Annotated in this window: 30 protein-coding genes; 6 read left to right on the top strand and 24 right to left on the bottom strand. The window is 71.9% G+C overall.

The window, feature by feature from the left end; genetic code table 11:
• Positions 1 to 45: 45 nt before the first annotated feature.
• The 6 genes from rpsB to O7635_RS17205 form a co-directional block, all read right to left on the bottom strand.
• On the bottom strand, positions 46 to 876 hold the full coding sequence (gene rpsB / locus O7635_RS17230; protein ID WP_278081446.1) for a 30S ribosomal protein S2: 831 nt from the start codon (positions 874 to 876) through the stop codon (positions 46 to 48).
• 679 nt (positions 877 to 1,555) lie between these two features.
• The gene (locus O7635_RS17225; protein WP_278081445.1) at positions 1,556 to 1,819 is read right to left on the bottom strand and encodes a hypothetical protein; all 264 of its coding nucleotides are present in this window, start codon (positions 1,817 to 1,819) and stop codon (positions 1,556 to 1,558) included.
• The gene (locus tag O7635_RS17220; RefSeq protein WP_278081444.1) at positions 1,797 to 1,994 is read right to left on the bottom strand and encodes a hypothetical protein; all 198 of its coding nucleotides are present in this window, start codon (positions 1,992 to 1,994) and stop codon (positions 1,797 to 1,799) included. Before O7635_RS17220 ends, O7635_RS17225 begins: the two co-directional genes overlap by 23 nt.
• On the bottom strand, positions 1,991 to 3,184 hold the full coding sequence (gene dprA / locus O7635_RS17215) for a DNA-processing protein DprA (RefSeq protein ID WP_278081443.1): 1,194 nt from the start codon (positions 3,182 to 3,184) through the stop codon (positions 1,991 to 1,993). The genes O7635_RS17220 and dprA overlap by 4 nt, the downstream gene beginning before the upstream one ends.
• The gene (locus O7635_RS17210; protein WP_278081442.1) at positions 3,177 to 4,709 is read right to left on the bottom strand and encodes a YifB family Mg chelatase-like AAA ATPase; all 1,533 of its coding nucleotides are present in this window, start codon (positions 4,707 to 4,709) and stop codon (positions 3,177 to 3,179) included. The genes dprA and O7635_RS17210 overlap by 8 nt, the downstream gene beginning before the upstream one ends.
• 94 nt (positions 4,710 to 4,803) lie before the next feature.
• On the bottom strand, positions 4,804 to 5,163 hold the full coding sequence (locus tag O7635_RS17205) for a YraN family protein (RefSeq protein WP_278081441.1): 360 nt from the start codon (positions 5,161 to 5,163) through the stop codon (positions 4,804 to 4,806).
• 198 nt (positions 5,164 to 5,361) lie between these two features.
• Here O7635_RS17205 and O7635_RS17200 point away from each other — a divergent pair, with 198 nt between their 5' ends.
• Entirely contained in the window at positions 5,362 to 6,168 is an 807-nt protein-coding gene (locus tag O7635_RS17200; protein WP_278081440.1) for a hypothetical protein, read from the top strand.
• Between the two features lie 54 nt (positions 6,169 to 6,222).
• The gene (locus tag O7635_RS17195) at positions 6,223 to 7,155 is read left to right on the top strand and encodes a tyrosine recombinase XerC (protein WP_278081439.1); all 933 of its coding nucleotides are present in this window, start codon (positions 6,223 to 6,225) and stop codon (positions 7,153 to 7,155) included.
• Here the strand turns inward: O7635_RS17195 and O7635_RS17190 are convergent, their stop codons facing one another.
• Complete coding sequence (locus tag O7635_RS17190; RefSeq protein ID WP_278081438.1) at positions 7,156 to 7,653, bottom strand: NUDIX domain-containing protein; 498 nt, start codon at positions 7,651 to 7,653, stop codon at positions 7,156 to 7,158. It lies immediately after the preceding gene.
• Positions 7,654 to 7,726: 73 nt separating this feature from the next.
• Between O7635_RS17190 and O7635_RS17185 the strand changes: the two genes are divergently transcribed.
• Positions 7,727 to 8,902: an aminotransferase class V-fold PLP-dependent enzyme gene (locus tag O7635_RS17185; RefSeq protein ID WP_278081437.1), complete on the top strand. Its 1,176-nt coding sequence runs from the start codon at positions 7,727 to 7,729 to the stop codon at positions 8,900 to 8,902.
• Between the two features lie 12 nt (positions 8,903 to 8,914).
• On the opposite strand, the gene O7635_RS17180 is transcribed toward O7635_RS17185, so the two are convergent.
• The 11 genes from O7635_RS17180 to rpsP form a co-directional block, all read right to left on the bottom strand.
• Positions 8,915 to 9,625, bottom strand: coding sequence for a M23 family metallopeptidase (locus O7635_RS17180; RefSeq protein ID WP_278085505.1), 711 nt, complete (start codon positions 9,623 to 9,625; stop codon positions 8,915 to 8,917).
• Positions 9,626 to 9,773: 148 nt separating this feature from the next.
• Entirely contained in the window at positions 9,774 to 10,097 is a 324-nt protein-coding gene (locus O7635_RS17175; protein ID WP_007075222.1) for a DUF2469 domain-containing protein, read from the bottom strand.
• Between the two features lie 510 nt (positions 10,098 to 10,607).
• Entirely contained in the window at positions 10,608 to 11,375 is a 768-nt protein-coding gene (locus O7635_RS17170; RefSeq protein ID WP_278081436.1) for a ribonuclease HII, read from the bottom strand.
• Positions 11,376 to 11,381: 6 nt separating this feature from the next.
• A complete protein-coding gene (locus O7635_RS17165) occupies positions 11,382 to 11,840 on the bottom strand; it encodes an NUDIX domain-containing protein (protein WP_278081435.1) in 459 nt (152 codons plus the stop codon).
• Positions 11,841 to 12,005: 165 nt separating this feature from the next.
• Positions 12,006 to 12,659, bottom strand: a complete 654-nt coding sequence (gene lepB, locus O7635_RS17160; protein WP_278081434.1) for a signal peptidase I — start codon at positions 12,657 to 12,659, stop codon at positions 12,006 to 12,008.
• Positions 12,656 to 13,474, bottom strand: a complete 819-nt coding sequence (lepB, locus tag O7635_RS17155; protein WP_278085504.1) for a signal peptidase I — start codon at positions 13,472 to 13,474, stop codon at positions 12,656 to 12,658. Before lepB (O7635_RS17155) ends, lepB (O7635_RS17160) begins: the two co-directional genes overlap by 4 nt.
• A 195-nt stretch (positions 13,475 to 13,669) precedes the next feature.
• Complete coding sequence (rplS, locus tag O7635_RS17150) at positions 13,670 to 14,026, bottom strand: 50S ribosomal protein L19 (protein WP_278081433.1); 357 nt, start codon at positions 14,024 to 14,026, stop codon at positions 13,670 to 13,672.
• Between the two features lie 155 nt (positions 14,027 to 14,181).
• Positions 14,182 to 14,922, bottom strand: a complete 741-nt coding sequence (gene trmD / locus O7635_RS17145; protein WP_278081432.1) for a tRNA (guanosine(37)-N1)-methyltransferase TrmD — start codon at positions 14,920 to 14,922, stop codon at positions 14,182 to 14,184.
• The gene (gene rimM, locus O7635_RS17140; protein ID WP_278081431.1) at positions 14,922 to 15,452 is read right to left on the bottom strand and encodes a ribosome maturation factor RimM; all 531 of its coding nucleotides are present in this window, start codon (positions 15,450 to 15,452) and stop codon (positions 14,922 to 14,924) included. The genes trmD and rimM overlap by 1 nt, the downstream gene beginning before the upstream one ends.
• On the bottom strand, positions 15,452 to 15,712 hold the full coding sequence (locus O7635_RS17135) for an RNA-binding protein (protein ID WP_278081430.1): 261 nt from the start codon (positions 15,710 to 15,712) through the stop codon (positions 15,452 to 15,454). The genes rimM and O7635_RS17135 overlap by 1 nt, the downstream gene beginning before the upstream one ends.
• Entirely contained in the window at positions 15,687 to 16,169 is a 483-nt protein-coding gene (gene rpsP / locus O7635_RS17130) for a 30S ribosomal protein S16 (protein ID WP_278081429.1), read from the bottom strand. Before rpsP ends, O7635_RS17135 begins: the two co-directional genes overlap by 26 nt.
• 242 nt (positions 16,170 to 16,411) lie before the next feature.
• Here rpsP and O7635_RS17125 point away from each other — a divergent pair, with 242 nt between their 5' ends.
• Positions 16,412 to 16,723, top strand: a complete 312-nt coding sequence (locus O7635_RS17125; protein WP_278081428.1) for a type II toxin-antitoxin system prevent-host-death family antitoxin — start codon at positions 16,412 to 16,414, stop codon at positions 16,721 to 16,723.
• A complete protein-coding gene (locus tag O7635_RS17120) occupies positions 16,720 to 17,136 on the top strand; it encodes a PIN domain-containing protein (protein ID WP_278081427.1) in 417 nt (138 codons plus the stop codon). The genes O7635_RS17125 and O7635_RS17120 overlap by 4 nt, the downstream gene beginning before the upstream one ends.
• Here the strand turns inward: O7635_RS17120 and O7635_RS17115 are convergent.
• From O7635_RS17115 to proS, 3 genes are read right to left on the bottom strand one after another with little or no spacing between them, the layout of a single operon-like run.
• Positions 17,133 to 17,783, bottom strand: coding sequence for a DUF402 domain-containing protein (locus tag O7635_RS17115; RefSeq protein WP_278081426.1), 651 nt, complete (start codon positions 17,781 to 17,783; stop codon positions 17,133 to 17,135). The genes O7635_RS17120 and O7635_RS17115 overlap by 4 nt on opposite strands.
• A gap of 10 nt (positions 17,784 to 17,793) precedes the next feature.
• A complete protein-coding gene (locus tag O7635_RS17110; RefSeq protein ID WP_278081425.1) occupies positions 17,794 to 18,453 on the bottom strand; it encodes a DUF402 domain-containing protein in 660 nt (219 codons plus the stop codon).
• A complete protein-coding gene (gene proS, locus O7635_RS17105; protein WP_278081424.1) occupies positions 18,453 to 19,859 on the bottom strand; it encodes a proline--tRNA ligase in 1,407 nt (468 codons plus the stop codon). The genes O7635_RS17110 and proS overlap by 1 nt, the downstream gene beginning before the upstream one ends.
• 804 nt (positions 19,860 to 20,663) lie before the next feature.
• Here proS and O7635_RS17100 point away from each other — a divergent pair.
• Complete coding sequence (locus O7635_RS17100; RefSeq protein WP_278081423.1) at positions 20,664 to 21,050, top strand: carboxymuconolactone decarboxylase family protein; 387 nt, start codon at positions 20,664 to 20,666, stop codon at positions 21,048 to 21,050.
• Between the two features lie 10 nt (positions 21,051 to 21,060).
• On the opposite strand, the gene O7635_RS17095 is transcribed toward O7635_RS17100, so the two are convergent.
• The 3 genes from O7635_RS17095 to O7635_RS17085 all read right to left on the bottom strand — a co-directional run bounded on the left by O7635_RS17095 (position 21,061) and on the right by O7635_RS17085 (position 23,245).
• Positions 21,061 to 22,143 carry an amidohydrolase family protein gene (locus tag O7635_RS17095; protein WP_278085503.1) on the bottom strand — a complete coding sequence of 361 codons (1,083 nt, stop codon included), beginning with the start codon at positions 22,141 to 22,143 and terminating at the stop codon, positions 21,061 to 21,063.
• Entirely contained in the window at positions 22,140 to 22,568 is a 429-nt protein-coding gene (locus tag O7635_RS17090) for a VOC family protein (protein WP_278081422.1), read from the bottom strand. The genes O7635_RS17095 and O7635_RS17090 overlap by 4 nt, the downstream gene beginning before the upstream one ends.
• Before the next feature lie 86 nt (positions 22,569 to 22,654).
• On the bottom strand, positions 22,655 to 23,245 hold the full coding sequence (locus O7635_RS17085; protein WP_278081420.1) for a Uma2 family endonuclease: 591 nt from the start codon (positions 23,243 to 23,245) through the stop codon (positions 22,655 to 22,657).
• Between the last annotated feature and the right edge of the window lie 35 nt (positions 23,246 to 23,280).

Genomic DNA, 23,280 nt, shown 5'->3' with positions numbered 1-23,280 from the left:
GGGGTCGTGGCCGGGCCCGCCCGGTGGGGCGGACCCGGGACCAGCTCATTCGGCGGCGACGGTGGCCGACTCGTCGGCCTTCTTGTCGGCACCCTCGAGGAGCTCGCGCTCCCACTCGGCCAGCGGCTCGTCGGCGCCGACCACGCCCGCTTCCGGCTTCTCGTCGGTGCCGCGCTGACCCCGACCCGACCGCGCGATCAGCCCGTCGGCCACGGCGGCGGCGACGACCTTGGTCAGCAGCTCGGCCGACCGGATGGCGTCGTCGTTGCCCGGGATCGGGAAGTCGACCTCGTCCGGGTCGCAGTTGGTGTCGAGCACCGCGATGACCGGAATGCCCAGCTTGCGAGCCTCGTCAACCGCGATGTGCTCCTTCTTGGTGTCCACGATCCAGACCGCGGCCGGGACCTTCTGCATGTCGCGCAGGCCGCCCAGGGTGCGGGTCAGCTTGTCCTTCTCGCGCGAGAGCTGCAGGGTCTCCTTCTTGGTGTAGCCGGCAGCGGTGCCGCTGAGGTCGCCGAGCGCCTCGAGCTCCTTCATCCGCTGCAGCCGCTTGTAGACCGTCTGGAAGTTCGTCAGCATGCCGCCCAGCCAACGGTGGTTGACGTAGGGCATGCCCACCCGCGACGCCTGCTCGGAAATCGCTTCCTGCGCCTGCTTCTTCGTGCCGACGAACAGCACGCTGCCACCCTCGGCAACGGTGTTACGGACGAAGTCGTACGCCTTCTCGATGTAGTCGAGCGTCTGGCGCAGGTCGATGATGTAAATACCGTTACGCTCGGTGAAGATGAAGCGCTTCATCTTCGGGTTCCAGCGCCGGGTCTGGTGCCCGAAGTGGACACCGCTCTCCAGCAGCTGGCGCATGGTCACAACGGCCATGGTGGGGCGCTCCTCGTGTTGTCCCTGGTTGTCACGCCGGCCGGGTGGCCGAGCGTCCTGGCGCCCGGTCGTCGGCCATGGTGGGCCCAATCGAAGATCGGGACCAGGGGACCGTCGCTCACCTCGAGCCACAAGGACGCGAACGCGAGAAGGGCGCGCGAGGTCGACCGCCCTGCGGCGGTCGCCAAAACCCAAGTGTACGCCGTCTGCCAGCACGCCCTTTCGCCACCTCAGCCAGTCCTTTCCCCAGGACAACCGACTGCCGATATGCCGCATATGCGCCCGGCTGTCGGATGCGGTCGCGACGGAGGCTGCGTGAGGCCGGCCGCCGTGGCGCCGCGAGGCCGCACGGTGATCCACGCGGTCGACCACCGCGCGCCTTGCGCGGCCACGCGGCGACCAACCACCGTCGCGCCGCGAGGCCGCACGGTGATCCACGCGGTCGACCACCGCGCGCCTTGCGCGGCCACGCGGCGACCAACCACCGTCGCGCTGCGAGGCCGCACGGTGATCCACGCGGTCGACCACAGCGCGCCTTGCGCGGCCACGCGGCGATCAACCGCCGTCGGCGCGGCGACACGCCCGCCGCGAGGCGGAGGGCCCGTGCGATATCGACCGGCCGCCGGACTCGCGGCGCACGCCACGCGCACGGCCCTGAACGGTATGGCCGGCGCCGGGTTTAGCCGCGCAGCTGCCCGAGGTCGCCGGGTTCGTCAGCGGTGGCTTGGATGGGCGCGGCTCGCGGGGGTGGGAGCGGTTCGGGCATGTCGGCCAGTTCGCGGTCGAGGCGGGCGAGTCTGGTCGCATGTCTTATCTGAAGGCCGAGCGTGCGGTTCTCGGCGAACGCCGCTCGCCGGCGAGTGCGCTCGGTTCTCCGCTGGGCGGCGGCCGCGCGGGCCGCGGCCAAGCGCGCGTTCAGCTCATCGTCCGTCAGGTAGGTCATCGCGCACCCTTCCTCCCGTCGTCCCGACGTCCTCAGGCCGGGACGCGCACACCAGCTCGATCACGTCGACGATCACCGCCCGCGCCGTCAGCAGCCGCGCCACGAGGCCGCGCGGCCAGCCGGCCCGCGGGAGCGAATGACGCGCGGCGGGCATCGCGGCGCTCGAGGTGCTCATGACGTGTCGCCTTCGGCTGGGCGCCGCGGCGGCGGCGCCAACGCGTAGCCCCCGGCGCGGCGGACGACGAAGCCCAGCGTCTCCAGCAGCGTCAGCTTGCGCAGCACGGTGCGGATGTCGACGCCGGCGCTCACCGCGAGGGCGTCCGGGTTGACGGCGCCGCGGCGCGGTATCGACTCCAGGACGAATGCCGCCTGGTCGTCGAGCTGGTCGCGCGGGTGCTCCGGCCCTTGGGGCGTCGGTGCCAGGTCGGCGCCGATCCGGCCGACCTCTTCCAGGACGTGGGCGGCGCTGGCCACCAGGCGGGCAGATTCGTGGCGCAGCATCTCGTGACAGCCCACCGACATCGCCGAGGTGACCGGTCCCGGCACGACCATCGCCGGCCGATCCACCGCCAACGCCCGGCGCATGGTCTGGGTGGCGCCGCTGCGGGCGGCCGCCTCGACCAGCACCGTCCCCCGGGTGGCGGCGGCGATCACCCGGTTGCGGATCAGGAAGCGCGGCCGCAACGGGTCGGCGCCCGGCGGCCACTCGGTGACCAACAGGCCGGTCTCGAGAATGCGGTCGAAGAGCGCGGTGTGCGCCACCGGGTAGACCCGGTCGATGCCGCACGCCAGGACGGCGATGGTCAGCCCGCCAGCGGCCAGCGCGCCCCGATGGGCCGCCGCGTCGATGCCGAACGCGCCGCCCGAGACCACTGTCCACTCGCGCTCGGCCAGGCCGTAGGCGAGGTCGGTGGCGACATGCTCGCCGTATTGCGTGGCCGCCCGAGCGCCGACGATCGCCACGGATCGCTCGAACGCCTCGGCGAGCGGCCACTCGCCGCGCACCCAGAAGCACAGCGGCGGCGCCATCTCCTTGTCGACGCGGCGGTCGGCGCCGGGGATGAAGGCCCACTCCAGGCATGACACCTGCGCGGGCCACTCGTCGTCTTCCGGAACAACCAAGCGCGCGCCGAGCCGGTCGCCGGTCGCCAACGCGGCCTCGGCCGCCGGGCGCGGATCACCGGCGGCGAGGCGCGCCGCGACCGCGTCACGGGTCTCCTTATCAGGAAGATCACCCGCCATCGCCATTGCCAGGGCCACCGCGGGACCGTGCCGTGCGACCAGCCGATGCACGGCCCGCGTGCCGGGCTCCGCGAGCATGGTCAACGCCACCCGCGCCCGCCGGACCTCGTCGACCTCAGCCATCGGCGTGCCTTACGCCGCCGGTACGGAGGGCCAGGGCTTCTTCGACGTCTTCGAGGGTCGGGCGGTCGCGGGCGTCCAGGTCGGCGATCGACCAGGACAGGCGCAGGACCCGGTCGAAGCCGCGCGCCGACAAGGAGCCGCTGTCGAGTCGGCGGCGTAGGGGTTCGGTGGTGCGTAGCGGCAGCCGCCACGGGAGCTGTCGCAGGAACGGTCCCGGCACCTCGGCGTTGACCCGCCAGCCCTCGGCCGACCACCGGGCCGACGCCGCCGCTCGGGCCTTGGCGACGCGCTCGGCCACGGCAGCCGACGGCTCGCCGCCCGCGGTGGTGACGAACAGGTCGGCCGCGGTGACCGGCATCAACTCGATCTGCACGTCGATGCGGTCCAGGAGCGGCCCCGACAGCCGGCCCAGGTAGCGGCGCCGGGCCAGCGGCGTGCATTCGCACGACGCGGCGCCCTGGGGTTTCGCGCACGGGCATGGATTGGCCGCGACCACCAGCTGGACCCGCGCCGGATATTCGGTCGTGCCGCCCGTGCGGCTCAGCAGCACCCGGCCCGATTCCAGCGGCTGGCGCAGCGCCTCCAGCGTCCGCGTGGCGAACTCCGGGGCCTCGTCGAGGAACAGGACGCCGCGGTGGGCGAGAGAGACGGCGCCCGGCCGGGCCAGGCCCGAGCCGCCACCGACCAGGGCCGCCAGGGTGGCCGAATGGTGTGGCGCCTGGAACGGTGGCCGCCGGACCAACCGCCCACCGGCCGGCAGCAGGCCAGCCACCGAGTGCAGCGCCGAAACCTCCAGCGCTGCCGCGTCGTCCAGCGCGGGAAGTAGCGACGGCAGCCGCTCGGCCAGCATCGTCTTGCCAGCGCCGGGCGGCCCGAACATCGCGACATGGTGGCCCCCGGCGGCGGCCACCTCGATCGCTCGGCGGCCCAAGGCCTGGCCGGCCACGTCAGCGAGGTCAAGCACCGCCGGCTCGGACGGGGGTGGCTCGGCCGGCGGGTCCAGCAGGTCGCCGTCGGCGCGGACGAACGCGACCAGTCGGTGCAGCGTCTCGACCGCCTTGACCGTGACGCCCGGCACCACCGCCGCCTCGGCCGCGTTGGCCAGCGGCACGACCGCGCGTTGCACCCCCGCGCGTAGGGCGGCCACCACCATCGGCAGGACGCCACGAACCGGGCGCACGCTGCCGTCGAGCCCCAGCTCCCCCAGGATCACGACACCGTCGAGGGCGGCCAGCGGTAGCTCGCCGGCCGCCCCCAACAGCGCGGCCGCGATGCCCATGTCGAAGGCGGAACCGTGTTTGGGCAGGGTCGCGGGCAGCAGGTTGACGGTGATGCGCCGGTTGGGCCAGCGCTCACCGGAGTTGACGACCGCCGCTCGGACCCGGTCGCGGGCCTCGTTGAGAGCCGTGTCCGGTAGGCCGGACATCACGACGGCGGGTAGCCCGGCAGAGAGGTCGGCCTCGACCTCGACGAGGTGTCCGGTGACACCGACCAATCCGACGGACAGCACCTTCGCGTAGCTCACGGGGATAGACGTTGAGGCATGTGGGGCTGCGCGCGCTGAGGGCCTGTGGACAACTCCCGGCTGTGGACAACCGCGCCGGAGACGCTCGGATGTGCTAGAAGGCGCCACGGATGTGGTCGATGTCGACCGGCCCCGTCCGGCGGACCAGCACGGAGACGACGTCGAACCGGACCTCGCGCGGGCGTACGTCGTTGTCCGCCAGCCATTGCGCACCCAGCCGGCGTAGCCGTCGCGCCTTGCCACCGACCACCGCCTCGGCCGGCAGCCCGAAGTCGAGCCCGCGCCGCGTCTTCACCTCGCAGAAGACCAACGTGTCGCCGTCCCACGCGATGATGTCGATCTCACCGAGCGGACATCGCCAGTTGCGCGCGACGACCCGGAAGTCCTCGTCGACCAGATACTGCGCCGCCTGCCGTTCACCCCACGCGCCGAGCGCCTGCCGTACCACCGTCATGGGCCGACCATGCTCGTCCACGAACAAGGCCGACAGCCCGGGCGGGTCTCTCCTGTGGACAACGGCCGGATGTGGAAACCACGACCGGAGGCGACCAAGCGTGGTAGGTCACCCACAGGACCGGATTCAGTACGCGTAAAAACGCATTTCGGAAACTCGGGTGGCCGGTGACCAGCTACCTCGAATAGCGTGCGGCCCGTGGACGGACGACGGGGGTATCCCGAAGACGAGCAGCAACAGCGGTGGAACGACGACGACCGCGGCTTCGGCGAGGGTGGCTGGCACGACGGCGGCTACCGCGTGCCCGAGCCACGCGACGCAGGCCCCGACCGAGGCGCCGAGCCGTCGTTCAACGGCTTCGTCACCGGCCCCGGCGGTGGCCCGGAGCGCGAGCCACGCTGGGGCGAGAGCCAGTCGGACCAGCCGTCGTGGAACACCTCCGCGCGCCCGTTGCCGGCCGACAGCGTGCGGCGCCAGATCGACGAACCGCCGCGGGGGTACGCGCCCGAGCCCGCCGGACCGGCGACCGGCGAGCTGCCCCGTCCGGCCGTCGGTGAGCCGGTGCCCGCCCCGCTCCCCCTCCCCGACCCGATGGCCGGCACCGGCGCCGCCGGCCTCAACGCGCCCACCGGCGTCATGCCACCGATCACGCCGAACAACGCGCTCGGCCGCCCCGCGATCGCGCCCGGCCCGCCGCCCGGCGACAACGTCTACCGCACGCGGCGCCCGGCCCTGGCGCTCGTCTACGGCCTGCTCACCGCCGTCTTCGAGATCGGCGCCCTGCGGATCTTCTTCGACTCGATGTTCACCGGCGACCTGGTGATCTCCGGCATCGTCTCCGGGATGATGCTGATCGCCGGGCTCCCGCTGCTCGCGGCCGGCCTCTACAGCGCCACCACCGGCGGAGTAAGGCCGGAGGGCCCGGGCGGCTGGCTGCGCCCGCCCGCCGTCTACCTCGTCGTCGGCCTCGGCCTGCTGATCGCCGCCGGCCTCGCCGCGGCCTGAGCCACCGGCGCGGCGGCTTGACGGCGGGCTCGGTTGGCGGTGACCGTCGGCGGGATGGGTAAGTCGACGCAGGCGTTGCATGAGGCGCTCCCGCAGGCGATGCGGGAAGCGGTCGACGAGTTCGCCCGCCATCTGTCACACGTCGAGAACCGCTCGACACACACCGTGCGCGCGTACGTCGGTGATGTCGTCTCCCTCCTGGACCACGCCGCGCGGATGGGTGCGGCTGCCCCCGCCGACCTCGACATCACCGTCCTGCGCAGCTGGCTGGCACGGCTGCGCACGCTCGGCGGCGCCCGCGCCTCCCTTGCCCGCCGCGCCGCCGCCGCGCGCACGTTCAGCGCCTGGGCGCACCGCGGCGGACTGCTCGACACCGACGTCGGCGCCCAGCTCGCCACGCCCAAGGGCAACCGCGACCTGCCTGCCGTGCTCCGCGCCGACCAGGCGACCGACCTGGTGCTCGCGCCGGGCGACGAGGCCGCGCCGACGCTGTTGCGGGACCGGGCCGTGCTGGAACTGCTCTACGCGACCGGTATCCGGGTCAGCGAGCTGTGCGGCCTCGACCGCGCCGCCGTCGACGGTGGACGCCGGGTGGTGCGTGTCGTCGGCAAGGGCGACAAGGAACGCTCCGTCCCCTATGGACAGCCGGCGCAGGAGGCACTCGACGACTGGCTCCGGCTGGGTCGGTCGTCGCTGGCCACGCCGGCCAGCGGGGACGCGCTCTTCCTCGGCGCGCGCGGTGGCCGCCTGCAGCCGACGGTGGTGCGGCGGCTGGTCAGCGGGTACGCGCGGGCGGCCGGCCTGCCGCACACCACCCCGCACGGGCTGCGCCACTCGGCCGCGACGCACCTGCTGGAGGGCGGCGCCGACCTGCGGGCCGTGCAGGAGCTGCTCGGGCACGCCTCGCTCGCCACGACCCAGATCTACACGCACGTCTCGATGGAACGGCTGCGCGCCGCGTACCAGCAGGCTCATCCCCGCGCCTGATCACGCCGTGATGCGGTCCGACAGGTAACGGGTGAGGACCCGGGCGTGCAGGTCGAAGGCCATGTCATCGGCGGCGCGGGCGATCTCCCAGCCGGCGACCTCGGCGTTGGGCGTCGACGCGGGCAGGTCCGCGGCCGGCAGCGCGGGCAGCAGGCCGAAGATCAGCACCGTGCCGTCGGGCGCGCTGTGCACGTCGAACAGGCTGACGTCCGCCTCCGCGGCCACGATCCCGGTCTCCTCGGCGAGTTCGCGCACCACGGCCCGCTGCCACGACTCGCCGTGGTCCACGAAGCCACCCGGCAACGCCAGCAGGCCCACGCGGGGCGGGATCGCGCGGCGGATCACCAGCACGCCGTCGCCGACCGGCAGCACCGCCACGGCGACCGGGACCGGGTTGCGGTAGGTGGTCTCGCCGCAGTTCGCGCAGGTCCGCGGCCAGGGCTGGTCGATGGCTAACGCGGCCCCACAGTACGAGCAGTGCGCGTCACGGGTCGGCATCCCCGCAGCCTACGGCCGACTCCGCCACCCGTCCGAGCAGCGACTCGTACGATCAGCGGTATGAGGTCCGCGCGTGGCTGAGCCCGAGCCGCCCACTCCGATCCCCGGCGCCCGGCTGCTGTTCTCCCTGGACCCGAGCGTCGCGCACCTCAACCACGGTTCGTTCGGCGCGGTGCCGGTCAACGTGCAGCGCGCCCAGCAGCGCCTCCGCGACGAGGTCGAGAGCAACCCGCTGCGGTTCTTCGACCGCGGCTTCTTCGACCGCGTCGCGCACACCCGCCGGCACCTGGCCACGTTCCTCGGCGCCGACCCGGAGCGGACCGCGTTGGTGGGCAACGCGAGCACCGGCATCGCGATCGCGCTCCAGTCGCTGCGCCTGCGCCCGGGCGAGGAGATCCTGACGACCAGTCACGGGTACGGGTCGATCAGGTTCGCCGTCGACCGCGAGTGCGCCCGCACCGGGGCCACCGCCCGCGTGGTCGACCTGCCGCTGCGCGCCTCGGAGACCGACGTCGTCGCGCGGATCAGGGCCGCGCTGCAACCCGGCCGCACCAAGCTGCTCATCGTCGACCAGGTCACGTCGGCCACCGCATGGCAGTTGCCCGTCGCGACCATCGCCACCGTCGCCGCCCGTCTCGGCGTCGCCGTGCTCGTGGACGGCGCCCACGTGCCCGGCATGCTCCCGGTCGAGGTCGACCGCATCGGCGCCGACTTCTGGGTCGGCAACTTCCACAAGTGGGCGTACGCGCCCCGCGGCACCGCCGTCCTGACCGTCGCCGACCGTTGGGTCGAGCAGATCGAGCCCCTGGTCGCGTCGTGGCAGCAGCCCCACGGCTTCCCCGACGACATCGAGTGGCAGGCGACGCTCGATTACACGCCCTGGCTGGCGGCCCCCGTCGGCCTGTTCACGCTGCGCAACCTGGGCCTCGACCGGGTGCGTGTCCACAACGCCGCCCTCGCCGCCTATGGCCAGCGGGCGATCGGCGCCGCGCTGGACGTCGCGCCGGAGGACCTGCCCGACCCGGGCGGCCCCGACGTCGCCATGCGGCTGATCCCGCTGCCCGGCGGTGTGGCGACCACCCAACCCGAGGCGGTCACGCTGCGCGAGCGCATTTCCGACGAGCTCAAGGCCGAGGTCAACCTGAACGCCTGGAACGGCCGCGGCTGGCTGCGCATCTGCGGTCAGATCTACAACCGCGCCGACGAGTACGACCGGCTCGCCGAAAGCCTCCCCTCCCTCCTGCGCTGACGAGCCGCCGGCTCACAACGGCAGCAGTCGCACCCGGAAGCCGAGCAGCAGAAGCGGGTTCAGGTATTGCTCGCCGCGGCGTAGGCCCCAGTGCAGGCAGGCGGTGGCCGCGCACTCGGGATGGCCGGGTTCGACCATGCCGATCGGGTCGCCGGTGGCCACCCGATCGCCGCGTCGCACCACCGGGACCAGCGGCTCATAGGTGGTCCGCAGGCCGCCGGGGTGGTCGATGCTGACCACCGACCGCCCGGCCACCGGACCGGCGAACGCGACCACGCCCGGACCGGCCGCCCACACCGTCGCGCCGGCAGCCGACGCCAGGTCGACGCCCCGGTGACCCGGCAACCAGTTCTGCGCCGGCGCGTCGAACCGCCGGGTCACCCGCAACGGCGGCTCGACCGGCGGTCGAAACCCACCACCGGGCGCGCGACCGCCCCGGGCGCCGACATCCACCGATGGCAAGCCGTCGTCCAGCGCCGGCCGAGCCAGCCCCGACCGAGCCAGCCCCGACCGAACCAGCCCCGACCGAACCAGCCCCGACCGAACCAGCGCCTGCCGGTCGACCAGGGCCGACACCAGCACCATGCCAGCCGGATCTCCGCGGACCCCGACACCGTGCCGGAGGCCACCGACCCCGGCCGCGGCCACCGCGGACCCATACCGCCCCGACGACCGCGCAGGCCCGACCGGCACCAGGACGGCGACCACAACCACAGCGAAGATCGCGACGAGGGACAACGCCGCGTTACGAAGTGCGTACCGATTCATGCATGGCAGCCTGGCCTGGGCCGGAAGGGGCGGCAACGTGGCGTACGGCGGCCTGTGGATTGTGGATGACGCCCACGACGGGCGCCGATCTGCTAAGCCAAGATCAACCGCCGAAGCCCGAATCGGCCGGCAGCGAGATGTCCGGCTTCTCAAGCTCTTCGACGTTGACGTCCTTGAAGGTCATGACCCGGACATTCTTGACGAACCGCGCAGGCCGGTACATGTCCCAGACCCAGGCGTCGTGCATCTCGACCTCGAAATAGACCTCGCCGTCGGAGTTGCGCACGTGCAGGTCGACCTGGTTGGCCAGATAGAAGCGGCGCTCGGTCTCGACGACATAGGAGAATTGGCGGACGATATCGCGGTATTCCCGGTAGAGCTGCAGCTCCATCTCGGTCTCGTACTTCTCGAGATCCTCTGCGCTCATCGCTCTCCGCCCTTCATGGCACCATCTTCCCCCACCGGCGTGGGCGGCCGTACCCGCTCGCCGGACGCCACGCCGACCGTACCCCCTGGGGGCTCCGCGCGCCCTACCGGATCCGGACGGGCCGAAACGTCACCCGTACGACCGTCCCGCGAGCGCCGATATCCCAAGATCAGCCGCCCGGATCGCGGCCGAACGGACCCTCCAATCCAGATCGGAGGCACCGCCCGGACCGCCCCGATCGCGCCCGCCCGGCGACCGGACCGGCCCAGTGACCGAAACCACAAAGGATCAAGATCCAGGCAGCTCCGCGGCCACCTCGGCCAGGTCAAGATCCAGGCAGCTCCGCCGCCACCTCGGCCAGGTCAAGGTCCAAGCAGCTCCGCCGCCACCTCGGCCAGGTCCGGGTCCAAGTAGCTCCGCCGCCACCTCGGCCAGGTCCGGGTCCAAGCAGCTCCGCGACCACCTCAACCAGGTCAAGATCCAGACGGCTCCGCGTCCACCTCAACCAGGTCAAGATCCAGGCAGTTCCGCGGCTACCTCGGCCGGGTCGAGATCCGGGACTACCGCACCGCCCAGCTTGGACGGATCCGTCAGCGCCCGCGGCCGGCGGCTGCGCGGTGGCCGGGAGTCGCGGCCTGAGGCATTGGCCACATTGATGTACGAGAACCGGTGCTCGGCACACGGCCCGTGCTCGCTGAGGGCGGCGTTGTGCTCGGGCGTCACGTACCCCTTGTGCTCCGAGAAGCCGTAGTCCGGGAACTGCCCGTCCATCTCCACCATGATCCGGTCGCGGGTGACCTTGGCCAGCACGCTCGCGGCGGCCACGCAGGCGGCAACCCGGTCGCCCTTCCACACCGCCAGCCCGGGCACGCCCATGCCGTCGAGGGGGAAGCCGTCGGTCAGCACGTACTCCGGCCCGACCGTCAGCGACGCGAGCGCCCGGCGCATGGCCAGCAGGTTGCAGACGTGCAGGCCCCGCGAGTCCACCTCGGCGGCCGGAATGATCACCACGGAGTACGCGAGAGCGCGCTTGACCACCTCGGCGTAGATCCGCTCCCGGGCCAGCGGCGTCAGCAGCTTCGAGTCGGCCAGGCCCTTGATCTCACCCCGCTTGCCCTCGGGCAGCACCGCGGCCGCGGCCACCAGCGGACCCGCGCAGGCGCCCCGGCCGGCCTCGTCGGCACCGGCCACGTGACGGAAACCGCGCCGCTGCAACGCACGCTCGAGGGCATAGAGGCCACCCTCCCGGCGTACGACGGTGCGCGGTGGTGTCAGCACAGCGGATCAGTCCTTCCCGAGCACCCGGCGCAACACGGCCGCGAGCTCGTCGGGGTAGTACCGCTCCTTCGTACGCTCCAGTTCGTCGATCGACCACCACCGATGATCGGTGATCGAGTCGCGCTCGATCTGGTCGAAGCCGGCCGTGTCGACCACCCACGTCGGCACGCGCAGCAGGTAGAACTCCTGCTCCTGCCGGTACCAGACGTTGTCGAACGGGAACTGCGTCGTCTCCTGGAACACCGGCTGGCCGAGATCGGCCGGCGCGCGGACCAGGCCGGTCTCCTCTTCGAGCTCGCGGGCCGCCCCGGACGCCGCGGGCTCGTCGGGCGCCAGGCCGCCGCCGGGGGTGAACCAGTAGGTGTGGTCCGGCCGCCCCGGATCGATGCCGTGGAAGAGCAGCACCCGCTCCGCGTCGTCGACCAGCAACACCCGCGCGGCCCGGCGCGGCTGGAACTCGGTCACCGAGCCAGCTTAGGCACGCCCGCCCGAACCCGACCGCCGACCCCGGCCGCCTTGGCCGGAACAGCCCGGCTTCGCCGGCCGCCTCGCCGGCCACTGGCCGCCGCTTCCGGCACGCTGCAAGGGCCGACCCCGGCGCGTCCGGCAGCCACGGACCGCCCGGCGGGCTCAGCCGGCAGCCGGCGCCGGCACCGTGTTGAAGGTCTCCGGCACCGAGAGCCACTTCGCCCGGCCGACGGGCCAGAACACGACGAACGCCCGCCCGACCACGGCATCCTCGGCGATCGTGGAGATGATCGGGTCGCCGTCGCTCTGCTTCCAGTGCTCCAGCGAGTCGCCGGACGCCGCGCGGTGGTCGCCCATCACCCACAGCCGACCCTGCGGCACGGTGAAGTCGAAGGGCTGGTCGGCGGCGGGGTCGCTGATGCCGTTCTCGTTGAAGAGGTAGGGCTCGTCGATCGAGTGGCCGTTGATCCGCAGCCGCTTCTGCTCGTCGCAGCACTCGACCCGGTCGCCGCCGACGGCGATCACCCGCTTGATGAAGTCTTCGTCGTCGAGCCCGCTGCGCCACTCGTCCGGGGCGCGGAACACGATGATCTCGCCACGATCGGGCGACCGGAAGTTGTAGACGATCTTGTTGACCAGCACCCGGTCGTTGACGTCGAGAGTGTGCTCCATCGACGGCGACGGGATGTAGAAGGTCTGCAGCAGGAACGCCCGCACCAGCACGGCGACGAGGATCGCGACACCGAGCAGGATCGGCAGTTCTTTCCAGAACGACGAGCTGCGCGGCGGCTTCTGGGGGGTCTGTTCCTCAATCACGGACGGAGCCTACGTTGCCGGTCTGGGAGTCCGCGTCGGGAACGCGCCAGAAAAAGGACGGACGCGAAGATTGGCATTGCGAGGACAATGTCTCCCTTTCCCGGCAATGACGGCGGAGCTGGTGATCCTCCGCCGGCCCCACCACCGGTCGGCGCGGGGACGTCGTCGAAGGTATCCGGCGCCGACAGGTTGGCCCACCGGTCCTGCGGCCAGACGATCACGAACGCCCGCCCGACCACGTTGTCGACCGGGACGGGCCCCTGGCAGCGCGCGTCCTGCGAGACGCCACGATGGTCGCCCATCACGAACAGCTGACCGGCGGGCACGACCACTTCGGCGAACTTGCGTGACTGGCACTGCCCCGGCGACGGCGCCACGTCGAGCGGCGAGTTGTCGAAGATGTAGGGCTCGTCGAGGCCCTTGCCGTTGACCATCACGCGACCCTGGTCGTCGCAGCAGCTGACCCGGTCGCCACCGACCGCGATCACCCGTTTGATGAAGTCCTTGGCGCCCGGGCGGCTGATGCCGATGAGGTCGCCGAGCGTGCGGCCCATCTTGCTGAAAATGCCCGGGTCGCCGCCGTCGACCGGCTGCGGCGCCCAGGCCTCGGGCCCGCGGAACACGACGACCTCGCCGCGCTTGGGGTCGCGTACGTCGTAGACGATTTTGTTGACCAGCACCCGGTCGCCGACGAGCAGAGTGTTCTCCATCGAGCCCGACGGGATGAAGAACGCCTGCAACAGGAAGCTGCGGATCAGCACAGCCAGGCAGAACGCCACGATCAGCAGCAGCGGGAGTTCCTGCCAGAGGGGCATCTGCACGCGGCGCCGGGGAAACCGGCGCCGCCGTTCCTGGCTGGTGTCGCCTCGTTCCACGCCGCGCCTCTCCCCGGGTCAGCCAAGCGCCGCCGCCGCCGAGCGACGGCACTGTTCCCGAGGCGGTTCCCGATCGAGAGGCCTCGTGGGGGCTAGCCTAGCCCCCACACGCGACGGCGACGCCAAAGCGAGCGGTCAGCTCGGCTGCTTCTCGCGCTTCTCCTTGATCTTGGCCTTCTTGCCGCGCAGCTCACGCAGGTAGTAGAGCTTGGCCCGCCGCACGTCACCGCGGGTCACGACCTCGATCCGGTCGATCGCCGGGCTGTTGACCGGGTAGGTCCGCTCCACACCGACGCCGAAGCTCATCTTGCGGACGGTGAACGTCTCCCGCAGGCCTGCACCCTGGCGGCGGATGACCACGCCCTGGAAGATCTGCACCCGGGACCGGGCGCCTTCGACGACTCGGGCGTGCACCTTGACGGTGTCACCGGCCCGGAACTCGGGAATGTCGGTCCGCTGTGACTGGGCGTCGAGGGCGTCCAGGGTGTTCATCGCTCATCCTTCGGCTATGACGGCACGCCGAGACGGCATGCGACGGGTGATCCTGGTCCGCCACCACTCCGACGGACCCTCGCAGCCGCCCACGGCGCGGCCGGCTGCGGCAAGCAACCTCACTACTTTGCCATATGGGCGACCGGGAGCGGAAATCACCCCTGATCGACGTCGTCGAGCACCGCGCGGTCGGCCTTGTCGAGGTCGGGGGCGTTCGGGCCCGCGAGCATGTCGGGGCGGCGGGTCGCGGTGCGGCGCAGTGACTCGTCGCGGCGCCAGCGGGCGATGCGGCCGTGGTCGCCCGAGCGGAGGATGTCCGGGACCGCGAGGTCGCGCCACACCGGCGGCTTCGTGTAGACCGGCGCCTCGAGCAGGCCCGCCGCGTGGGACTCCTCGGCCAGCGACTCGGCGTTGCCGAGCACGCCCGGCAGCAGCCGCACCACGGCCTCCATGATCACGAGAACCGCGACCTCGCCGCCGAAGAGCACGTAGTCGCCGAGCGAGACCTCGGTCACCGGCATCCGGGACGCGGCGTGGTCGATGACCCGCTGGTCGATGCCCTCGTAGCGGCCGCAGGCGAAGATCAGATGCTCGGCGGCGGCGAGCGTGTGCGCCGTCGCCTGGGTGAAGGGCGCACCGACCGGCGTCGGCACCACGAGCCGCGACGACGGCGTGGCCAGCGCGTCCAACGCCTGTCCCCACGGCTCTGGCCGCATCACCATGCCGGGCCCACCGCCGTACGGCGTGTCGTCGACTGTCCGATGCACGTCGGAGGTCCAGGTCCGCAGATCGTGCACGGCCACGGAGAGCAACCCGCCCGCCTGGGCCTTGCCGATCAGCGAGAGCGACAGCGGCGACAGGTAGTCGGGGAAGATCGTGACGACGTCGACCCGCATCACAGGTCCAGCAGGCCCTCCGGCGCGTCGACCACGACGCGGCCGCCGGCGAGATCGACCTCCGGGACGATGGCCTTGACGAACGGCACGAGCGCCGAACGCCCGTCGGCCAGCGCCAGCACGAGCAGGTCGGAGGCCGGCGCGTGGTCGATGCGGGAAACGGTGCCGAGCACGGCGCCGTCCGGGCTCACGGCCGACAACCCGACCAGCTGGTGGTCGAGGAACTCGTCCGGATCTTCCGGTGCGTCGAGCTCGTCGGAGTCCACGCAGAGCAGCACATTGCGCAGGTTCTCCACGATGTCGCGGTCGTAGTACCCGTCGAAGAGCACCAACGGGCGACCCTGGTGCCAGCGCACGTCCTCGATGGTCAACGTCGACGGCACGACCGCCGCGACGGATGCCGCCGCCGGATCGGTGACCAGCACCGATCCGGCGGCGAACCGCTGCTCTGGCTCGTCGGTCCGGACTTCGACGGTGACCTCACCGCGTACGCCGTGTGGCCGGCCGATCCGGCCGACGACGAGAAGCATCAGTACGCGTCGACGATGTCGACCCGGACGCCCCGGCCGCCGATCGAGCCGATGACCTGGCGGAGCGCCTTGGCGGTACGCCCGCCGCGGCCGATCACCGTGCCCAGGTCCTCGGGGTTGACGCGCACTTCGAGCCGCTTGCCGCGACGGGAGTCGACCATGCGGACGCGCACGTCGTCCGGGTGGTCGACGATGCCCTTGACGAGGTGCTCCAGCGCGGGCCGGAGTGCCACGTCAGGCCTGCTCGCCTGAGTCCGCAACCGCCTGCTCCTCGGACTTGGGTGCCTCCGCCTCGGCCTTGGGGGCCTCGGCCTTCGGCTCCGCGGCCTTGGCCGCCTTCTTCGTGGCCTTGGTCGGCGCGGGCGCCTCGCTCAGCCCGGCCGCGGCACGCGCCTCGGCCTCGTAGGCCTCCCGCCGGTCGGCGCGCGGGGCGGCGACCTTCAGCGGCTCGGGGGCCGGCAGGTTCTTGAACTTCTGCCAGTCACCGGTGCGCTCGAGGATCCGCTGCACGGCCTCGCTGGGCTGGGCGCCGACGGACAGCCAGTACTGCACCCGGTCGGACTTGACCTCGATCAACGAGGGCTCTTCCTTCGGGTGGTAGATGCCGACGTACTCGATCGCGCGGCCGTCACGCTTGGTGCGCGAGTCGGCGACGACGATGCGGTATTGCGGGTTGCGGATCTTCCCCATCCGCAGGAGCCGGATCTTTACGGCCACAGTCAGTTCGCTCCTGTTGCGATACGTGGGTGACCGGCCGGACGACGCAGTGGGGTTTGCGTCGAGGCCGTTCGGTGGACTGGCGACGCACCCGGGGTAGAGGGCGCCGGGCGCACGCCGGATACCAACAGACCATTCTGCCAGACGGGAAGCGGACGCATACGGCGGGTGGGAACCGCATCGACTTTCGGCACCGCCGAGGTGTTTGACGCTCTGTCAGACGGGATGACAGAATGTCAGACATGAGCGAGCCCGCGCGGATCACAGCTCGAGACCTAAGTCGCCATGCCGGCGCCGTTCTGACCCGCGTCGAGCATGGCGAGCGACTGACCATCACCCGCGACGGCGAGCCGATCGCCGAGATCATTCCGATCGACCGGTCACAGCGCACGATGGCGCGCTGGATCCGCGACGGAGTGGTGGCCCCACCCCCGCCCGAGGGCTACGCCAAAGGAAGCGACCTCGCCGACGCCGCCCGCCGGCTGGGCCAAGCCCCGCCTGGCCGCACCGCCAACGAGGCCTTGCAGGAGATGCGCGAGGACGAACGCCCATGATCTATCTCGACACCAGCGCCATCCTCAAACTGTTGCGGCCGGAGCCCGAAACGGCGGCGCTTGTCGCGCACATCGCGGCGCACGGCCAGCATGATTTCGTCACGTCGGCGATCGCCACCGTCGAAACCGCCCGCGCCCTGCTGGCGGTCGACGAGCCGGGCCTGGCCGCGGCCGCGGTGCCCGACTCGACCGGCGTACGTGTCGGTGGTGCCACCATCGCGGCCATCGCGACCACCCACGACGTCCTCGACGCGGCGCGCCAGCTTCCGCCGGCCGTGCTGCGCTCCCTCGACGCCATCCACGTGGCCACCGCGGCCGTCGCCGGCGCCGCGGTCGACCACGTGATCACCTATGACAAGCGGATGATGGTCGCGGCCGAGGCGGCGGGCCTGCGCACCGCGTCGCCCGCTTAGCCGACCTGGCGCGGGCGGTCCCAGCCGGCTGGGCGATCGCTCGGGACCTGCCACGACGGGGATGGGCGGAGGTCGCACCAGGTGCCGTCGAAGGGGAACTTGCCCGCCTCGATCAGCTCGACGACCGCTTCGCCGGTGTGGCGGATCTGGGCCGCGCCCGCCGCGTCCCAGTAGTCACGGTGGCCCGTCTTGTCCGCCAGCTCGTCCTCGTCCTTCCACTGCCACGACCCGTCCGGGGCGACCCGGATGTCCAGCGCGTGGTCGGCGGTGTCGATGCCGCCCAGGGCGCCGTCGTCCCAGCGGCGGAACGGGTCCTCCAGGTTCACGTACCAGCCGGCGAAGTCGCCCGTGTGCTCGTCGAAGAACCACCAGACCGACCACGGCGAGCCGTCGGCCGGGTGGAACGGCATGATCGGACCGCCGAGCCAGGGCTGCGGCGTCAGCTCCATCGGGCCGAGCTCGTCGATCGTGCCGTCGTGGTGGGTGCGGCCGTCGGGGGTCATCAGCCGCCAGAATGTGGTGCCGGCCGGTTGCCACAGCCGCAGGCCGCGGTCGTCGTCGGCGACCACCACCATCGAGCTCACGAAGCTGATCCGACCGCCACGCCAGTAGCGCCGCACCACCGCGCGGCCCGGAGCGAAACCCATGTGGGGCAGCCTACGGAGAGAACCGCTCCGCTACCGGCCGGTCCCAGCCCGCCGGCAGCGCCGCCGGCGTCACCCACGACGGGTCCGGCCGGAAGTCGCACCACGTGCCGTCGAACGGGAACTCTCCCGCCTCGATCCGCTTGACGACCCGCCAACCTTCGGCGCGTACGGCGGCCTCGTCGCGTACCCAGTAATGGTCCGGAAAGGCCAGTCGCTCGGTGAACTCGTCCTCGTCCTTCCACCGCCATGACCGGTCCGGCTCGACCACGATGTCGAGGTCCTGGTCGACCACGTCGATGCCGGCCAGGCCACCGTCGTCCCAGCGGACGGCGCGCTCCTCGAGGTTCACGTACCAGTTGGCGAACTCACCGGAGGCCGTGCGGAACCACCAGACCGAGTGGTCCTCGCCGACCGGGTGCAACTTGAGCACGCCGTAGCCCAGCCACGGATGCTGCCGCACGCCGTAGGTCAGCGTGACCCACTCGGCGAACGGCATCGCCCGCATGCCGCGGCCGTCGGCGGCGACCTCGGACGCGACTACGGAGCCGGGCGCGATCCACACCAGCAGGCCGCGCTCGTCGTCGGAGACCACCCGGGCGGGGCGCACCCAGCCCAGGCGGTCGCGTCGGGCGTTGCGATGGACGATCAAGCTGCCGGGCTCGAAACCCATCAGTAGGAGCGGCCGAGGATGGCGACCAGGTCCGCCTCGTCCTGCGAGTCCGGCACGGAGCCGTCGGCGCGGAGCAGGCAGCGCACCGTGACGCCCTGGCCGTTGGCCTCGGCCTCGCCGTCGACGCCGACCGCCGACCACGGCACCCGGGCCCAACCGGTCGACGAGGCCTCGATCGCCTCGGCCAGCGTGGCCACCTCGACGGTGTGGGCCTGCCGGAACGCCAACGCCTCGTCGTACAACTTCTGCTGGTCCTCGTCGAGTGCGGCCAGCACGCGGCCGACGACGTCGGCCACCGGCACCGGGGTCTTGCTGCCGTCGAACCGCCGCACGACGACGGCGTTGCCGGCCGCCAGGTCGCGGGGGCCCACCTCGACCCGCACCGGGTAGCCCTTCAGCTCGGCGTCGACCGCCCGCCGCCCGAACGCGGTGTCGACCCGGTCGTCGAGCCCGACCCGCACGCCGGCGTCCCGGAGCGCGTCCCGCAGCTTGTGCGCCGCGGCGGCCACACCGTCACCGTCCTTCACGACCATCACGTACGCCTGGATCGGCGCCAGTCGCGGCGGCACCCGCAGGCCGTTGTCGTCGCCGTGACTCATGATCAGACCGCCGAGCATCCGGGTGGAGGTGCCCCACGAGGTCGTCCACGCGTGCTCGACGCCGCCGCTCGCGCCGGAGTAGGTGATGTCGAACGCCTTGGCGAAGTTCTGGCCGAGCTCGTGCGAGGTGCCCATCTGCAGCGCCTTGCCGTCGCCCATCATGCCCTCGAGCGTGTAGGTGCTCGTCGCGCCGGCGAACCGCTCCCGGTTGGTCTTGCGCCCGACCACCACCGGGATGCCGAGGACGCCGACCATGAAGTCCTCGTACACCTCGTGCAGGATCTTGCGCGCGTAGTCGCGCGCGTCCGCCTCCGTGGCGTGCGCGGTGTGCCCCTCCTGCCAGAGGAACTCACTGGTCCGCAGGAACACCCGGGGCCGCAGCTCCCACCGCACGACGTTGGCCCACTGGTTGAGCAGCAGCGGAAGATCGCGATAGGAGTCGACCCACTTGGCCATGAACTCGCCGATGACGGTCTCACTCGTGGGACGGACGACGACCGGCTCGGCAAGCTGCTTGCCACCACCGTGCGTGACGACCGCGAGCTCCGGCGAGAACCCCTCGACGTGATCGGCCTCGCGCTTGAGGTAACTCTCGGGGATGAACAGCGGGAAATAGGCGTTCTCGGCGCCGGCGGTCTTGATCCGCGCATCCATCTCGGCCTGCATGCGCTCCCAGATCGAGTACCCGGCCGGTCGAATCACCATCGTGCCGCGCACCGGCCCGTTGTCGGCGAGCTGCGCCTTGGCGATCAGATCCTGGTACCAGCGGGGAAAGTCCTCCGCACGGGGAGTAAGCACGCGAGCCATAACCGGGAATCCTAGCGAGGCGCCGTTCGATCACCGCGACCGGAACGGCTGGTGTTGGGCCTTCATGATCAAAGGCGTTTCCTGCGCACGTCCGTGGTGGGCACGACCGTTCGCTCCCGCGCGCAACGGACGGCCCCGAGGGGGCCGCCCTGCCAGGTCCGCGGTTGGCTTCAGTGCGCTTGTGATCAAACGTGAAGGTCAGCCGCGGCGGTGGTCGAGGCCTGCTCCCGCGAGCCAACATGCGAAAGCATGTAGCTACATGCTTTCGCATGTGCGCGCTGGCGCAGTCCTACTCCGGGCGGCGCGACCCACGCGGCGCGGCCGCGCTCGCCGCGACCCACGCGGCACGAAGCGCGACCCGCACGGCGCGACCCCGCACGGCACGACCTGCGCGGCGCGGCTCTGCCCGACGCGACCCACGCGGCACGAAGCGCGACCCGCACGGCGCGATCCCGCTCGGCGCGATCCCACTCGGCGCGACACGCGCGGCGCGGCCGCACTCGCCGCGACCCACGCGGCACGAAGCACGAAGCGCGACCCGCACGGCACGACATGCGCGGCGCGGCTCTGCCCGACGCGACCCACGCGGCACGAAGCACGAAGCGCGACCCGCACGGCGCGATCCCGCTCGGCGCGATCCCACTCGGCGCGATATGCGCGGCGCGGCTGGCCTGTCCGTCTGCCCCAGGGCCGGGCCGGTGGGCCAGCATCGCGCCGGCCGAACAGCAATCAGGCCGCCGGAGTCCGCCGTTGGCTCGGGCAAACCGGGCCCACAGCCGTGATCATGAACCTACGCTGACGTGAATGACGACATCTGACCGGCATCGGCAGGCGCTCGACACCGCGGAACGGCTCCTCGGCCAGCCCTTGGACCTGCCGCTCGGGCCGGGCGAGCCGGCGTCGGGCGCGGAGTTCCGGCGACTGGCCACCGAGCACACGTTCGGCGACTCCTGGAGCCGCCCGGGCCTTGACGACCGCACGCGGGTGCTGATCTCGGTCACGATCGCGGCGACGCTCGGCACGCAGGAACCACTGCGCGGCCAGCTCCGGATCGCCCTGCAGAGCGGCGTGACCAAGGACGAGATCGTCGAGCTCTTCATCCACCTGGCGGCCTATGCCGGCGCGGCCCGCGCCTTCGACTCGTACCAGACCGCCCTGGCCGTCTTCGCCGAACGCCCCGAGGCCCAGTAGCAAGCGCCGGTCAGCGGATGACCCGGCCTCGAAGCACAATGCGGCTGGGGGCGCGGACCACGCGCAGATCGGCCCGCGGATCGGCCTCGTAGACCACGAGATCCGCCAACCCGCCCTCGACGAGCCCGGGGAACCCCAGCCAGTCCCGCGCCGCCCACGACGCCGCGGCCAGGACGTCGGTCGCCGGCATCCCCGCCTTCTCGTGCAGCATCAGCATCTCGTCGGCGCAGACGCCGTGTGGGATGGCGCCGCCGGCGTCGGTGCCGACGCGGATCGGGACGCCGGCCTCGTGGGCCGCGCGGACGACCTCCGGGAAGCGGGTGTGCAGGTCGCGCATGTGCTGCGCGTACCCGGGGAATTTGCCCTCCGCCCGCTCCGCGATGTCGTCGAAGGTCTCGATGTTGATCATTGTGGGCACGAGCACCGTGCCGCGGCGGGCCATCTCGTCGATGTCGTCGACGGACAGGCCGGTGCCGTGCTCGACCGAGTCGACGCCGGCGCGGACCAGCGTGGACACCGCCGTCTCGCTGAACGTGTGCACCGCGACCCGGGCACCGGCGGTGTGTGCGGCGTCGATGGCCGCGGCCAGCACCTCGGGCTCGAACGTGGGGCCGAGGTCGGCCGACGACCGGTCGAGCCAGTCGCCGACCAGCTTGACCCAGCCGTTGCCGGCCCGGGCCTGCTCGGCCGCCGCGGCCGGCAGCTCCTCGGGCGAGCACTCGATCGGGATGCCGCGCAGGTGGGTCTTCGGCGCGGCCAGGTGCCGCCCGGCGCGGGACAGCCGCGGCGCGTCAGGATGGTCGTCGAGCTCCGGGTAAGGGAAAGGTGAGCCCGCGTCGCGGATCGCGAGCGTGCCGGCGTCGCGGTCGATCACCGCCGCGGCCAGCGCCTGCTCCACGGTGGAGATCGGCCCGCCGCCCGCCGCGATGCCGATGTGGCAGTGCGCGTCGACAAGGCCGGGCAGCACGAAGCCGCCCTCGCTGATCGTCTCCGCCCCCGCCACCGGCTCGAAGGTGACCCGGTCGCCGACCAGCCAGAGGTCGCGGGTGGTGTCATCGGGGAGCACCACCCCGCGCACGTGCAGCGGCGTCAGCTCACGCACAGCTCGTTGCCCTCCGGGTCGGCCAGCGTCACCCAGGCGCTCGGCCCCTGCCGGCCGTCGTGCAGATAGGTGGCGCCCTTGCCGAGCAGTCGCTCGACGACCTTGTCGCGGTCGTCGCCCGTACGCAGGTCGAGGTGCATCCGGTTCTTCACGGTCTTGGCCTCGGGCACCCACTGGAACAGCACGCGCGGCGCCCGCTCGAGCCCCTCGGGGTGGCGGATGGCCGCGCCGGTCTTCCAGACCAGCTTCCCGTTGTGCCGCGTGGTGTCCTCGTCGGTGGCATGCCCCTGCTCGATCATGCTCTGGATGAACCCCTCGTCCTGGGGCTCCACATCCCACCCGAGCGCGTCGGCCCACCAGTCAGCCAACACATGCGGCTCCGCGCAGTCGACGGTCACCTGAAACTCGTATGCCACCCGGCGATCCTAAATGCGCCGTACGACATCGGCCTGCCCCCGGGAACAGCGTGCCCCGGCCGACGCGGTCGTCGGCCGGGACAGCACTAAGCCCGGTGCCGGACGTCGCGCGCGACTTTCGACTTCCATCGCGTGGTGAGGGCCGGCAGGTCGATGGTGACCTTCCACGGCCACTCGGTAGTGAAGATTTCCGACGTGTGCGTCGACGGCACCAACTCGCCGGAGTCGGCGAGGACGAACTCGGTCAAGGTGATGTCGTCGCGCTGCGGATCGACGACCCAGTAGCGCCGGACTCCGGCCCGACCGTAGAGGCGAACCTTGTCGTAGAGGTCGCGGAAGGTGGAATCCGGCGAGATCACCTCGACGGCGAGGATGGCGTCTTCGACGGGGATCGGGCTGGTCGAGTTGTGGTCCGGGACGATCACCGCGATGTCCGGGCGCGGCTCGCTGCGTCGATCGACCCGCAGCGAGGTGTCCAGGCTGACGTAGTACTGGTCTTCCGGGCAGTTGGCCTCCAGCGCGAGCAGTATGCGCACGCAGAGGTCCTGGTGGGGGTGGGTGGGCGACGCCACGATCAACCTTCCGTTGATCAGTTCGTAGCGGAGGTCCGTCGGCAGTTCGCCGAGGTCGTCGACCGTCCACTCCCGCCGCTCGGGCAGGGTCGGTGCCGCGGTCATGGGCTCCTCCTCGGAGTGGTCGCCCGTCACCATAG

This window comes from Asanoa sp. WMMD1127 (assembly GCF_029626225.1).
Classification (GTDB): domain Bacteria; phylum Actinomycetota; class Actinomycetes; order Mycobacteriales; family Micromonosporaceae; genus Asanoa.
The sequence above is the reverse complement of the archived record's forward strand: the minus strand, read 5'-3'. Positions and strand labels throughout refer to the sequence as shown.

Coding starts and splice junctions, on each gene's coding strand:
- rpsB (WP_278081446.1), bottom strand. CDS start 876: ATGGCCGTTGTGACCATGCGCCAGCTGCTGGAGAGCGGTGTCCACTTC.
- O7635_RS17225 (WP_278081445.1), bottom strand. CDS start 1,819: ATGACCTACCTGACGGACGATGAGCTGAACGCGCGCTTGGCCGCGGCC.
- O7635_RS17220 (WP_278081444.1), bottom strand. CDS start 1,994: ATGAGCACCTCGAGCGCCGCGATGCCCGCCGCGCGTCATTCGCTCCCG.
- dprA (WP_278081443.1), bottom strand. CDS start 3,184: ATGGCTGAGGTCGACGAGGTCCGGCGGGCGCGGGTGGCGTTGACCATG.
- O7635_RS17205 (WP_278081441.1), bottom strand. CDS start 5,163: ATGACGGTGGTACGGCAGGCGCTCGGCGCGTGGGGTGAACGGCAGGCG.
- O7635_RS17195 (WP_278081439.1), top strand. CDS start 6,223: ATGGGTAAGTCGACGCAGGCGTTGCATGAGGCGCTCCCGCAGGCGATG.
- O7635_RS17190 (WP_278081438.1), bottom strand. CDS start 7,653: ATGCCGACCCGTGACGCGCACTGCTCGTACTGTGGGGCCGCGTTAGCC.
- O7635_RS17175 (WP_007075222.1), bottom strand. CDS start 10,097: ATGAGCGCAGAGGATCTCGAGAAGTACGAGACCGAGATGGAGCTGCAG.
- lepB (WP_278085504.1), bottom strand. CDS start 13,474: ATGCCCCTCTGGCAGGAACTCCCGCTGCTGCTGATCGTGGCGTTCTGC.
- rplS (WP_278081433.1), bottom strand. CDS start 14,026: ATGAACACCCTGGACGCCCTCGACGCCCAGTCACAGCGGACCGACATT.
- trmD (WP_278081432.1), bottom strand. CDS start 14,922: ATGCGGGTCGACGTCGTCACGATCTTCCCCGACTACCTGTCGCCGCTG.
- rimM (WP_278081431.1), bottom strand. CDS start 15,452: ATGCTTCTCGTCGTCGGCCGGATCGGCCGGCCACACGGCGTACGCGGT.
- O7635_RS17125 (WP_278081428.1), top strand. CDS start 16,412: ATGAGCGAGCCCGCGCGGATCACAGCTCGAGACCTAAGTCGCCATGCC.
- O7635_RS17120 (WP_278081427.1), top strand. CDS start 16,720: ATGATCTATCTCGACACCAGCGCCATCCTCAAACTGTTGCGGCCGGAG.
- O7635_RS17115 (WP_278081426.1), bottom strand. CDS start 17,783: ATGGGTTTCGCTCCGGGCCGCGCGGTGGTGCGGCGCTACTGGCGTGGC.
- O7635_RS17110 (WP_278081425.1), bottom strand. CDS start 18,453: ATGGGTTTCGAGCCCGGCAGCTTGATCGTCCATCGCAACGCCCGACGC.
- proS (WP_278081424.1), bottom strand. CDS start 19,859: ATGGCTCGCGTGCTTACTCCCCGTGCGGAGGACTTTCCCCGCTGGTAC.
- O7635_RS17100 (WP_278081423.1), top strand. CDS start 20,664: ATGACGACATCTGACCGGCATCGGCAGGCGCTCGACACCGCGGAACGG.
- O7635_RS17085 (WP_278081420.1), bottom strand. CDS start 23,245: ATGACCGCGGCACCGACCCTGCCCGAGCGGCGGGAGTGGACGGTCGAC.